14 protein-coding genes are annotated in these 12,253 nt (G+C 61.5%); 7 read left to right on the top strand and 7 right to left on the bottom strand.

The window, feature by feature from the left end:
• Positions 1-3: 3 nt before the first annotated feature.
• From J0O65_RS13825 to gpmA, 3 genes are all read right to left on the bottom strand, one after another.
• Positions 4-1,497 carry a S41 family peptidase gene (locus J0O65_RS13825; RefSeq protein ID WP_215407546.1) on the bottom strand — a complete coding sequence of 498 codons (1,494 nt, stop codon included), beginning with the start codon at positions 1,495-1,497 and terminating at the stop codon, positions 4-6.
• Between the two features lie 48 nt (positions 1,498-1,545).
• Complete coding sequence (locus J0O65_RS13820) at positions 1,546-3,009, bottom strand: murein hydrolase activator EnvC family protein (RefSeq protein ID WP_215407668.1); 1,464 nt, start codon at positions 3,007-3,009, stop codon at positions 1,546-1,548.
• 77 nt (positions 3,010-3,086) lie between these two features.
• Positions 3,087-3,833, bottom strand: a complete 747-nt coding sequence (gene gpmA, locus J0O65_RS13815; protein ID WP_215407545.1) for a 2,3-diphosphoglycerate-dependent phosphoglycerate mutase — start codon at positions 3,831-3,833, stop codon at positions 3,087-3,089.
• A gap of 106 nt (positions 3,834-3,939) precedes the next feature.
• Here gpmA and J0O65_RS13810 point away from each other — a divergent pair, with 106 nt between their 5' ends.
• The 5 genes from J0O65_RS13810 (at position 3,940) to J0O65_RS13790 (ending at position 6,928) form a co-directional block, all read left to right on the top strand.
• A complete protein-coding gene (locus J0O65_RS13810) occupies positions 3,940-4,356 on the top strand; it encodes a rhodanese-like domain-containing protein (RefSeq protein WP_215407544.1) in 417 nt (138 codons plus the stop codon).
• A gap of 31 nt (positions 4,357-4,387) precedes the next feature.
• A complete protein-coding gene (gene grxC / locus J0O65_RS13805; protein ID WP_034753025.1) occupies positions 4,388-4,654 on the top strand; it encodes a glutaredoxin 3 in 267 nt (88 codons plus the stop codon).
• A gap of 160 nt (positions 4,655-4,814) precedes the next feature.
• Positions 4,815-5,291 (top strand): protein-export chaperone SecB, encoded by a 477-nt coding sequence (secB, locus tag J0O65_RS13800; protein WP_034753023.1) that lies wholly within the window; start codon positions 4,815-4,817, stop codon positions 5,289-5,291.
• 84 nt (positions 5,292-5,375) lie between these two features.
• The gene (locus J0O65_RS13795) at positions 5,376-5,837 is read left to right on the top strand and encodes an SH3 domain-containing protein (protein WP_215407543.1); all 462 of its coding nucleotides are present in this window, start codon (positions 5,376-5,378) and stop codon (positions 5,835-5,837) included.
• Positions 5,838-5,875: 38 nt separating this feature from the next.
• Positions 5,876-6,928: an NAD(P)H-dependent glycerol-3-phosphate dehydrogenase gene (locus J0O65_RS13790; protein ID WP_215407542.1), complete on the top strand. Its 1,053-nt coding sequence runs from the start codon at positions 5,876-5,878 to the stop codon at positions 6,926-6,928.
• A gap of 137 nt (positions 6,929-7,065) precedes the next feature.
• On the opposite strand, the gene J0O65_RS13785 is transcribed toward J0O65_RS13790, so the two are convergent.
• From J0O65_RS13785 to mscL, 4 genes are read right to left on the bottom strand one after another with little or no spacing between them, the layout of a single operon-like run.
• Positions 7,066-7,410, bottom strand: a complete 345-nt coding sequence (locus J0O65_RS13785; protein ID WP_251373742.1) for a cupin domain-containing protein — start codon at positions 7,408-7,410, stop codon at positions 7,066-7,068.
• A 15-nt stretch (positions 7,411-7,425) separates the two neighbouring features.
• Positions 7,426-8,118, bottom strand: coding sequence for a DUF2461 domain-containing protein (locus J0O65_RS13780; RefSeq protein WP_215407541.1), 693 nt, complete (start codon positions 8,116-8,118; stop codon positions 7,426-7,428).
• Between the two features lie 21 nt (positions 8,119-8,139).
• Entirely contained in the window at positions 8,140-9,300 is a 1,161-nt protein-coding gene (locus J0O65_RS13775; RefSeq protein ID WP_215407539.1) for a Do family serine endopeptidase, read from the bottom strand.
• Between the two features lie 41 nt (positions 9,301-9,341).
• Positions 9,342-9,791 (bottom strand): large conductance mechanosensitive channel protein MscL, encoded by a 450-nt coding sequence (gene mscL, locus J0O65_RS13770; RefSeq protein WP_076565025.1) that lies wholly within the window; start codon positions 9,789-9,791, stop codon positions 9,342-9,344.
• Between the two features lie 412 nt (positions 9,792-10,203).
• Here mscL and petA point away from each other — a divergent pair, with 412 nt between their 5' ends.
• Positions 10,204-10,812, top strand: coding sequence for a ubiquinol-cytochrome c reductase iron-sulfur subunit (gene petA / locus J0O65_RS13765; protein ID WP_215407537.1), 609 nt, complete (start codon positions 10,204-10,206; stop codon positions 10,810-10,812).
• Between the two features lie 2 nt (positions 10,813-10,814).
• Positions 10,815-12,227 carry a cytochrome b gene (locus tag J0O65_RS13760; RefSeq protein ID WP_152254124.1) on the top strand — a complete coding sequence of 471 codons (1,413 nt, stop codon included), beginning with the start codon at positions 10,815-10,817 and terminating at the stop codon, positions 12,225-12,227.
• Positions 12,228-12,253 lie beyond the last annotated feature (26 nt).

Raw genomic sequence — 12,253 nt, 5'->3', positions numbered from 1 at the left:
CGGCTACGGTTTTTGCACAGGAATCTTCTTGTCATCGGCCTTGATGTCGGAAGCGATTTCCGGCTTGGCGCCGATCTTGTCCACCTTGGCATCGGCCTTGGCAAGCTGCACCGGCAAGCCCTGGAAGTGGTTCAAGGCTTGTTGCAGCTGGAAGTCATCCTTGGCGCCGTATTCGAGCGGCTTGCGCTTTTTCGCCGTGGCGATCAGGCGCTGCTCTTCTTCCAGCTGATCCTGCATGCCTTCCATGGTCGGCCTGGCCGCTTCCGGCTTGCCATCGTCGCTGCTCAAGTGTTTTTCCAGGTCCGCCTCGCGCACGCGCAGGCTGTTCCAGCCGTCGCCTTCGGCCGTTTCATCGACCAGCAGATCGGGCACGATGCCGCGCGCCTGGATGGCCCGGCCTTTCGGCGTGTAGTAGCGCGCCGTCGTCAGCTTGACGGCCGTGTCGGCCGTGATCTGGCGCAAGGTTTGCACGGAACCCTTGCCGAAGGTCTGCGTGCCGATGACGGTGGCGCGCTGGTAATCCTGCAAGGCGCCGGCGACGATTTCCGAGGCGGACGCGGAACCGGCGTTGACCAGCACCACCAGCGGCACGGTTTTCAGCGCGGCCGGCAGCCTGGCCAACGGGTCGGCCTTGGCGCCCGGCGGCGCATAGAATTCGCGGCGGCCATAAAACACCTGTTTCGACTCGGGCAACTGGCCCTTGGTCGAGACGATGACGGAGTTACCCGGAAGGAATGCGGTCGCCACGCCGATGGCGCCCGGCACGACGCCACCGGGATCGTTGCGCAAGTCCAGCACCAGGCCCTTGAGCTTGGGGTCTTGCGCATACAGCGCGTTGATCTTTTTGACCATGTCATCGACGGTCGGTTCCTGGAACTGGGCGATGCGCAGCCAGGCATAGCCGGGCGCGACCATCTTGGCCTTGACGCTCTGCACGCGGATTTCCTCGCGCACGATGGGGAACACCAGCGGCTTGCTTTCGCCCTTGCGCGACATCGTCAGCACCAGCTTGGTGCCCGGCTGGCCGCGCATCTTCTTGATGACTTCTTCCAGCTGCAAGCCTTTCAGCGGGATGTTGTCGAGGCGGGTGATCAAATCGCCCGCCAGGATGCCGGCCTTGGCGGCAGGGCTGTCCTCGATGGGCGAGACGACTTTCACGTAGCCGTCTTCCATGCTCACTTCGATGCCGATGCCGACAAACTTGCCCTGCACGCTTTCGCGCATTTCCTTGAAGGCATTTTTATCCAGGTACACGGAATGCGGGTCCAGCGACGAGACCATGCCGGAGATGGCTTCCGTCAAGAGTTTCTTGTCTTCCACCTTCTCGACATAATCGGTCTTGATCAGGCCAAAGACGTCGGACAACTGGCGCAGCTCGTCGAGCGGCAGCGGGGCATTCGTGATTTTTTGCGCCACGGCCGGGAACTGCAGCGACATGCCGATGCCCGCCAGTACGCCCAGACCGATCAGGCCGATACTTTTGACTTTGATACCCATGTATTCTTCGCAATCTACAAATTCGCTGCCGCAGCAATGGTGGGGAACTTAAAACTTCACCCAGGTGGCGGGGTCGAAGGCGCGGCCCTGATGACGCAGTTCAAAGTATAGCCCCGATTCCTCGTTGCCGCCGCTGTTGCCCGCGCTGGCGATGGCGTCGCCGCCCTTGACGGCGTCACCCACTCTTTTCAGCAAGGACTGGTTATTGCCATAAATACTCATGTACTGGCCGCCGTGGTCGACGATGATCAAATTGCCGAAACCGCGCAGCCAGTCGGAAAACACGACCCTGCCGCCGGCGATGGCGTGGATTTCGCTGCCTTCGCCCGTGCGGATGAACACGCCCTTCCAGCTGGGGCCGTCACCGCGCTTGCTGCCGAAGCGGGCGGCGATCTTGCCCGCCACGGGCGCGCGCAGCTGGCCCTTCAGGCTGGCAAAGGCGCCGGCCGGCGCGGCCGGGCCCAGGCTTGGGCGTTCCGGCTCCGGTTCCGGCTTGGGTTCCGGTTTCGGCGCCACCTTGGCCACTTGCGGCGGTGCGTCGTCGTCGATCGGTTCCAGCTTCACGGGCGGCGGTGGCGGCGTTTGCGGCTTGATCTTGCCCGATTTGTTTTGTTGTTCTTTCGCCAGCCGTTCCCGTTCGGCCTGCGCCTGGGCGGCCTTGGCGCGCGCGGCCAGCTGGCGTTCGCGTTTTTCCGCCGCGATCTTGGCGTCGGCGGCCGCTTTGGCGGCGGCGCGCTGTTCGGCCAGCAATTGCTGGCGTTTCTTTTCGGCCGCGGCGGCCGCCGCCTGCTCTTCGATCAGTTTCGCCAGCTTGTCGACCAGGTTGCCCATGCGCTGTTCGTCGCGCTCGACATTGCCCACTTCCTTGCGCTGCGCCACCAGGCGCTGCGACAAGCTCGTCAGCAAGGCGGCGCGGCGCGCCTTCTCCTGCACCAGCAAAGCCTTCTGGTCGCGCTCTTCCTGCGCGATTTCTTCCAGTTCATCCTTGGCGTTCTGCACGTCCGCCTGGTTTTTCTCCACCGCCAGCAAGTTGGCGCGCAAGGCTTCCAGCAGGCGCGCCTGCGCCTGCGACACATACGCCATCAATTGCAAGTCGCGGTTGATGCGGTTCGGGTTGTCGCCCGACAAGAGCAGCTTGATGCGGTCTTCATTGCCGGCGACATATTGCTCACGCAGCAACTTTGACAGCTGCGCTTTTTGTTTCTCGACGGTGGCCGTCAATTGCTGGTGCTCTTGCCCCAGCGCATTGAGTTTCACGCCCGTCTCGCTTTGTTCCTGCGCCAGGTCGCGCAAGGCGCGGTTGGCGTTGGAAATGGCCTCTTCCGACTCGGCCAGGGTATCGGCCGCGTCATCCTTGGCGCTTTCCGTGCGGCTGATGTCGCGCTTGAGCGCCGTCAGTTTTTGTTGCAATCCAGCACGTTGTGCTTCCGCGGCCGCCTTCTGCTTGCTGCGTTCGGTGGGCTTGGCACCCTGCGCGGCACCGCTGGACAACAGCAGCGCTGCGCACAGCATGGCACCGGCGCGCCACGCCGGCAGGGGTCGTTCAGCAGAGGGGGCGATGGCTGTGCCGCGGAAGAAAGACAACAAAATTACTTGGCCTTCCCTTGGTTCGCCACGGCCGCTTGCGCTGCCGCAATCGCTGCCGGGTCGCCCAGGTAGTAATGGCGGATCGGTTTCAGGTCGGCGTCCAGTTCATACACGAGCGGCTGGCCGTTCGGGATGTTCAGGCCGACGATGTCGCTGTCGCTGATGCCATCGAGCATCTTGATCAGCGCGCGCAGGCTGTTGCCGTGGGCCGAAATGATGATCTTCTTGCCGGCGCGGATGGCCGGGGCGATTTCCTCATCCCAGGCCGGCATCACGCGCGCCACGGTGTCTTTCAGGCATTCGGTCAACGGAATCGATGCTTTTGGCAAGCCGGCGTAGCGCGGGGCGTTGAACGAGGCGCGGTCATCGTCTTCCGCCAGCGGCGGCGGCGGCGTGTCGTAGCTGCGGCGCCATACCAGGACTTGCTCGTCGCCATACTTGGCGGCCGTCTCGCCCTTGTCCAGGCCTTGCAGGGCGCCGTAGTGGCGCTCGTTCAAGCGCCAGTCATTCTTGATCGGCAAATACATCATGTCCATCTCGTCGAGCGCCAGCCACAGGGTGCGGATGGCGCGCTTCAGGACGGAAGTGTAGGCCACGTCGAACGTAAAACCTTCCTGCTTGAGGATCTGGCCGGCGGCCTTGGCTTCGTTGACGCCCTTTTCCGTCAGATCGACGTCGGTCCAGCCGGTGAAGCGGTTATCGAGGTTCCAGGTGGACTCGCCGTGACGCATGAAAACGATTTTGTACATAGTTCTATCTTCTCAAGGGGTTCAAATCAAAAAAGCAAAACGTAAAAAGACCTCGTCCAGCTTCTATTTTATAATGCGCGGATTGACTTAAACCATTGGACCCTACGTGAAATTCATTATCGACCACATTTTTCTGTTTGCCATCGTCATTATTTCCGGCGGCGCCCTCCTCTGGCCACTGCTGTCGATGCGCGGCAAGCGCGCGACCGTGCTGGAAGTCACGCAACTGATCAACCGTGGCAAGACCATCATCGTCGACGTGCGCAGCGCGGAAGAATTCGCCTCGGGCCACTTGCCTGACGCCAAAAATATTCCGCTGCCGGAACTGGCAAAACGCCTGGGTGAGCTGGAAAAATTCAAAACGCGCCCCATTGTAGTGGTTTGCCAGAAAGGTTCGCGTTCGGCAACCGCCGTCGGCCTGCTGGGCAAAGCCGGTTTCGCTGAGGCAACGAGCCTGGAAGGCGGCCTCGACGAATGGAAAAAGCAGGGTTTGCCATTGAAAACCTTGTCGCTGGCGAAATAAGCCTGCGCCAGCACTCACATAAGGAAGCATCATGACCGTCCCAGTAATTGTGTATAGCACCGCCGTGTGCCCGTATTGCGTGCGCGCCGAGCGCCTGTTGGAATCGAAAGGCGTGGCAGTGCAAAAGATCCGCGTCGACCTCGACCCGGAAGAGCGCATCAAGATGATGGAACGCACGGGCCGCCGCACCGTGCCGCAGATCTATGTGGGCGATACCCACGTGGGCGGATTCGACGATTTGTATGCGCTCGATCAAGCTGGCAAGCTCGACCCCTTGTTAAATGGCACGGCAGCCTGATATAAAGCGGGTTCGAGAAATTGCTTGGTTTTTTGTCGTATTGTTTTGATACAATTGCCCTCGCACCTGATCTGGCCGCGCCTATCCGGCGCGGTTTGAATACCGCAAGCACCATATTTGAACGGTGTGCCGTTCTTGTCCTTTACAACGAAAGCGTTCCATGTCTGACGAAAATCTGCAACCAGTCTTCCAAATCCAACGCGTCTACCTGAAAGACATGTCGCTGGAACAACCAAATTCCCCAGCTATTTTCCTGGAACAAGAAGCACCAGCGATCGAAGTGGCACTGGACGTGGGCGCCGCGCCTCTGGCCGACGGCATCTTCGAAGCCACCGTGACCATCACCGTGACGGCCAAAGTCGGCGACAAGGTCGCTTTCCTGGTTGAAGGCAAGCAAGCCGGTATCTTCGAAGCACGCAACATTCCTGCTGATCAACTCGATCCACTGCTGGGAATCGGCTGCCCGAACATCATCTACCCTTACCTGCGCGCCAACATCGCCGACGTGATCACCCGTGCCGGCTTCCCGCCAGTGCACCTGGCCGAGATCAACTTCGAAGTGTTCTACCAACAACGTCTGCAAGCTATTGCTGACGCCGCTGCAGCTGCCCCGGCAGCCGACGCGACGACGCACTAAGCTTCAAGCAAGACCCCGCCAGCCATCAAGGCTGGCCTGACACGGCGGCCTGGCCGCCGTGTTTCGTTAAGGTTCAAAAATATCATGTTGAAAAGTGCGCTCTTGAGCAAGTTCCGCTGGATGGCCGGCGCCGTGCTGCTGCTGGCCACGGCCGCCAGCCATGCCGTCGATTTCAAAACGGTGGGCGCAACGCCCGTGATCCTGTACGACGCGCCATCGGCCAAGGGCGGCAAGCTGTACGTGGCGCCGCGCGGCATGCCGCTGGAAGTCGTGCTCAGCTACGGCGAATGGGTCAAGGTACGCGACGCCAGCGGCGAAATGGCCTGGACGGAAGCGAAAGGCCTGTCGGCCAAGCGCAACGTCGTGGCGCGCGCCGCGAACCTCAAGGTACGCGCCAGCCCCGACGACAACGCCTCCCCCCTCATCCTCGTCGACAAGGGCGTGCTGCTGGAAATGAGCGAGCAACCGAGCTCCGGCTGGGTCAAGGTGCGCCACAAGGATGGCCAGAGCGGCTACGTCAAGACCAGCGAAGTGTGGGGCCTGTAACGCTGTCCCGCGCCACCCACCGTCCCGTTTGAGGTTGCATGCAAGTTTCCCCTGAAGTCACCCCCGATTCCGTCCCGGCCGCCAAGGCTGCTCCCCGCCAGATCACCGTGCTGGGCGCCGGCGCCTGGGGCACGGCCGTGGCCATGGCCCTGGCCGGCCGCCACGACGTGCTGCTGTGGGGCCGCAATGGCGAGGCCATGGCCGCCATGGCCGCCAGCGGCGAAAACGCCTACCTGCCCGGTTTCCCCCTGCCGCCGCAACTGCGCATCGGCGCCGATTTTGACGCCGCCGTCGCGCATGCCGCTGGCGAACACGGTCTCCTGATCGCCGCCTGCCCCGTGGCGGGCTTGCGGCCCATGCTGCATCAATTGAAAGACAAGGCCATCCCCAACCTCGTGTGGCTGTGCAAGGGCTTTGAAGGCGGCACGGGCCTGCTGCCGCACCAGATCGTGCAGGAAGTGCTGGGAGATGCCATCCCCGGCGGCGCCCTGTCCGGCCCCTCGTTCGCGCAGGAAGTGGCGCGCGGCTTGCCGTGCGCGCTGACCATCGCCTCGCACAGCGCGGCCTTGCGCGCCAGCGTCGTCTCGGCCTTGCATGGCGGCGGCATCCGCGTGTATGCGAGCGAAGACCTGGTGGGCGTGGAAGTGGGCGGCGCCGTCAAGAACGTGCTGGCCATCGCCACCGGCGTGGCCGACGGCCTGGGCCTGGGCTTGAACGCGCGCGCCGCGCTGATCACGCGCGGCCTGGCGGAAATCACACGCCTGGGCACGGCCCTGGGTGGCCAGACGGAAACGTTCATGGGCTTGACGGGCATGGGCGACTTGATCCTGACGTGCACGGGCGACCTGTCGCGCAACCGCCGCGTCGGCCTGGGCCTGGCGCAAGGCAAGGCGCTGGAGACCATCGTGGCCGAACTCGGTCACGTGGCCGAAGGCGTGCCCTGCGCCAAGGCCGTGCGCGAACTGGCGCGCCGCATGGGCGTCGACATGCCGATCACCAACGCGGTGGCCGGCGTGCTGTTCGATGGCGATGTGCCGCAGGTGATGGTGCAGCAGCTGCTGTCGCGCGATCCGCGCGCCGAGGCGGCCTGAGCACGTGTACGAGTAATAAGGCCTAACAAAACCGTAGCGAGCGGGATGAGTTGTGGCTGAGAAGCGGAGCTGTGCTTTAGCACAGTGAGCATCGCAGGCCGCGACCCGCGCCGCGCAGTAGGTTTGGTTAAGTGTACCTAGCGTCCCGCCTTGGCCATCAATATCGTCAACAGCACCAGGCTGTCTTCGCGCGCTTCCAGGGCGTGCGCCTGGCCGCCGAGCAGATACAGCATCTGCCCCGGCCCCAGCAGGTGCACGCCGCCATGCGCTTCCACCGCCACCTGCCCTTGCAGGCACAGCAAGGTGGTTTCGCCGAGCAGATGATGCTCGGGCATGGTCTTGCCCTTGGGCATACACATGCGGATCAGTTCCAGTTCATCCGTTTTGGCCAGCGCGATGGCGGAAAACTGCGACAGGTCGTCGCCATCCCTGCGCAGCACCTCGATCACTTGCCCTGAACTTGCGTGCTCCAGTGCCATCATGTGCTCCTTCAGCAATTACTCGGTGACGTCCTCCGGCTCGTTCGCGCCGCGCATCCATTCGACCAGCGGCCACGCATCCTTCAAGCCTTCCGCCAGGGTCGGCAGCAGTTTCTCGGGCTCGTTCACGGGCAGCGGCACTTCGGTCCAGACAAAAAAGCTCTTCAGCTTGATGAATTCGATATGTTCGGCGTCCGCCGCGAAACCCTTGGGCGGGCGCTGCAGCTTGCCCTCGTTCTGGATGGTGCCGAAACGGGCCTTCAAGCGCTTATTTTTCAGCACTTTGGAAAACCCTGGCGCGTCGTTGACCATGTGTTCGCGCAGCGCCTTCAGGCGGCCTGGCGGCGGCATGTATTCGCCGGCGCCGAACAGCAGATTGCCCTGGCCATCGATCTGCAGATAGTACGTGGGACCGCCCGCCTTGCTGGGCCGGCGCATGTCGTTCGGCGCGATGGCGGCCGAGAACCGCGTTTTATACGGGCTCTTGTCGTGCGCGAAACGCACGTCGCGGTTGATGCGGAACAAGGCCTTCTTCGGATTGCAGTATTTCACGGCCGGATCGAACTTGCCGAGCTCGCCAATCAGCGACGTCACCAGCGCGAGGAATTCCTCGCGCAGGATGTCGTAGCGGGGCTTGTTCATGACAAACCAGGGACGGTTGTTGTTGTCGCTCAGTTCACGTAAAAATTGGGTCAAATCACGCACATGCATGTGTCAAATTCCGATCAGCAACTATTTGGAAAGCTCTTTCGGGAGCGGGCGCTTGCCCACCATCACGTCGAGCGCCGCTTCGCGATTCTTGCGCAGCACCGTCATTTTAGCTTTTCCGCCGGGCGGCAGTTGGGCGATCAGGTTGAGCATTTCCGTCGTGTCGCCGACGGGCTTACCGTCCACCGTCAGCAGGATGTCGCCGGGCACGATGCCCGCCTTGTCGGCCGGGCCGTTGCGCACCACGCCGGCGATGATGGCGCCGCTTGAGCGCTGCAAGTTGAAGCTTTGCGCCAGCTCGGGCGTGATGTCCTGCGTTTCCACGCCGATCCAGCCGCGCACCACGTGGCCATCCTTGATGATGGCTTCCATCACGGTTTTCGCCGTCGAGACGGGAATGGCGAAGCCGATGCCGACGGAGCCGCCGCTTTGCGAGTAAATCGCCGTATTGATGCCGATCAGATTGCCGCGCGTGTCGACCAGCGCGCCGCCCGAATTGCCGAAGTTGATGGCGGCATCCGTCTGGATGAAGTTTTCAAAACTGTTGATGTGCAGGTTGTTGCGGCCCAGGGCGGAGATGATGCCCATGGTCACCGTCTGGCCCACGCCGAACGGGTTGCCGATGGCCAGCACCACGTCGCCCACGCGCGCCAATTCCGACTGGCCCAGTACGATGACGGGCAGCTTGTCGAGCTTGATCTTGATCACGGCCAAGTCCGTTTCCGGGTCCAGGCCCACCACCTTGGCGGGCGCCTTGCGGCCATCGGTGAGCACCACTTCGATTTCGTCGGCGCCTTCGACCACGTGGTTGTTGGTCAGCACATAGCCTTCATGGCTGACGATGACGCCCGAACCTAGGCTGTTTTTCAAGTCCTCGTCATCCTCGCCGTCCGGGTCGCGGTCGCCGAAGAAACGTTTAAAGAAGGGATCGCGCGCCAGCGGATGGGCGCCGCGCTTGGGCACTTGCAGGGTGAGGATGTTGACGACGGCGGGCATGGCGCGCGCCGCCGCGTCGCGGTAGGAACCGGGCGCCAGGCTGCTGGACGCCGTTTCCACCACGGGCACCGGCTTGGCGGCTGAGCCCAGTTGCTGTACCCGGCTGGCCGGGCGCAGCGCGCCATACACAAAGTACAGCGCCAACGCGATCGTCACGGTTTGCGCAAACAATAACCAGAATCGTCGCATACAGTTTTCTGCCCAGGTCAGCCGGCCCGTGCCGGAACGGCTTATTTTGCCAGATTGTTGCTGTTGCGTGCGTTCTGCTGCAGCGAATCGCGGATTTCACGCAGCAGCACGATGTCTTCCGGCGTGGCCGGTGCCGGCGCCGGCGCGACCGGTTCGCTGCGGCGGGCCTTGTTCATCAGGCGCACCATCTGGAAGATGATGAAGGCAAGAATGATGAAATTGAGCAGAATGGTCAGGAAGTTACCGTAGGCCAGCACGGCGCCCGCCTTTTTCGCTTCCACCAGGGTCATCGTCGTGGCTTGGCCATTCAGGGGCAGGTAGTAATTGGCGAAATCGAGGCCGCCGAAAATGCGGCCGATGGGCGGCATGATCACGTCTTGCACCAGGGAGTCGACAATCTTGCCGAAGGCGCCGCCGATAATGACACCGACCGCCAGATCGACGACGTTGCCTTTCATTGCAAATTCTTTGAATTCTTGCATCATTGCCATGAATTTCTCCTTCGGATATGTATAAAAAACATGCCGATCATACTATTGATTCCTGGAGACACCAACTTGTGGTTGCCGGCGAGACCAATTCCGGTACAGCCGGGCGCATCTAGTTCGAAAGAACTAGCCACCTCCTGCAAAAGTATATAAATTATGGTACAAGCAACGTTTTTGTTCTATTCGTTGTTTGCTTCACTTATAATTTGCGGTTGCCAGAAGTGACTTTTTCACTTCCGGATAATCAACAAGAAACTGGCACGGGCTGCGCCATAGTCCGAAGTTCCGCAGGGATGTTGCCACTTTACCGTACGAAGATGCGGGTTGCGGCAATCAGTGGGATAGAGCTTCGGCGACGGTTTTTCGCGGCTGCCACTCATAATAAAGATTCGCATTTTGACTGATTGGGGTTTGCATGAGTAACGAAAAGCAGGTCGATTCAGGCCGTCGCGGCTTGCTCGTCGCCACGTGCGCGGCGGGCAGTGTAGTTGGATTGGCAACCGCGGGAGCCTTGGTAAGCACCTTCCAGCCGTCGGAGCGCGCGAAAGCGGCTGGCGCGCCGGTCGAAGTAGACATCACCACCTTGCAACCCGGCGAAATGCGCACCGTCGAATGGCGCGGCAAGCCGGTCTGGATCCTGAAGCGCACGCCGGAAATGATCGCGTCCCTGAAAAAGACCGATGGCAAAGTCGCCGATGCCAATTCCCAGCGCAATCCCGCCGAATTCACGCCGTCGTACTGCATGAACGAAGCGCGCTCGATCAAGCCTGAAATTCTCGTCGCCGTCGGCATCTGCACCCACCTGGGCTGCTCCCCTTCCTCGAAATTCACCCCCGGCCCGCAACCGTCGCTGCCCGATGACTGGGAAGGCGGCTTCCTCTGCCCTTGCCACGGCTCCACCTTCGACATGGCTGGCCGCGTGTTCAAGAACAAGCCGGCGCCGGACAACCTGCAAGTGCCGCGCCATATGTACCTGAGCGACACCAAATTGCTGATAGGTAAAGACGAGAAAGGCGAGGCTTGATCATGGCTGCTTTCAAAGAAACGAAATTCCCGGCAGACGCTCCCGTCGCCGAAAAAGCGCTGGGCTGGGTCGATGACCGCTTTCCCCTGACCAAGCTGTGGAACGACCAATGGGGCAAGTACTACGCCCCGAAAAACTTCAATTTCTGGTACATCTTCGGTTCGCTGGCCATGCTCGTGCTGGTGCTGCAGATCGTCACCGGCATCTTCCTGACCATGCACTACAAACCGGATGCGGCCCTGGCCTTCAATTCCGTCGAGTACATCATGCGCGAAGTGCCGTGGGGCTGGCTGGTGCGCTACATGCACTCGACGGGCGCCTCGGCCTTCTTCATCATCGTCTACCTGCACATGACGCGCGGCCTGCTGTACGGCTCGTACCGCAAGCCACGTGAACTGATCTGGCTGTTCGGTTTCGCCATCTTCCTGTGCCTGATGGCCGAAGCGTTCTTCGGCTACCTGCTGCCATGGGGCCAGATGTCGTACTGGGGCGCGCAAGTGATCGTCAACCTGTTTGGCGCCATCCCCTTCATCGGCCCTGACCTGTCGCTGTGGATCCGCGGCGACTACGTCGTTTCCGACGCCACCCTGAACCGCTTCTTCGCCTTCCACGTGATCGCCATCCCGCTGGTACTGCTGGGCTTGGTTGCAGCGCACTTGATCGCCCTGCATGAAGTCGGTTCGAGCAACCCGGACGGCATCGAAGTGAAGGAAAACCTGGGCGCCGACGGCCACCCGGTCGATTCGATCCCTTCGCATCCCTACTACACCGTGCATGACCTGTTCGGCGTGTCGATCTTCCTCGTCATCTTCAGCGCCGTCGTCTTCTTCGCGCCGGAAATGGGCGGTTACTTCCTGGAATACAACAACTTCCTGCCAGGCGATTCGCTGAAGACCCCGCTGCACATCGCGCCAACCTGGTACTTCACGCCGTTCTACTCGGTGCTGCGCGCCACCACGGCCGACTTCATGTACGTGCTGATGGGTGTCGTGGCCGCCTACGTAGTGTTCATCTGGCTCAAGTCGCGCCTGTCGACGACCGTCAAATCCATCATCGCCGGCATCGCCATCGTCGCCATCATCGGCATGCTGCCGCAGGTGCTCGATGCGAAATTCTGGGGCGTGGTGTTCTTCGGCGGTTCCGTCGTGATCCTGGCCTTCCTGCCATGGCTCGACCATTCCCCCGTGAAATCGATCCGCTACCGTCCGACCTGGCACAAATACATCTATGCCATCTTCGGCCTGTCGTTCCTGATCCTCGGCTACCTCGGGACCCAGGCGCCAACGGATACGAAAACCATCGTGTCGCAAGTGTGCACCCTGATTTACTTCAGCTTCTTCCTGCTGATGCCATGGTGGAGTGCCATGGGCAAGTTCAAGACCGTGCCGTCGCGTGTGACGTTCCACCCGCACTAAGCCGCTCTCACGCCACGCTCAAAGGA

The sequence above is a fragment of the Janthinobacterium sp. JC611 genome, from assembly GCF_018682595.1.
Lineage (GTDB): Bacteria > Pseudomonadota > Gammaproteobacteria > Burkholderiales > Burkholderiaceae_D > Janthinobacterium.
This window is presented reverse-complemented; position numbering and strand designations above follow the sequence as displayed.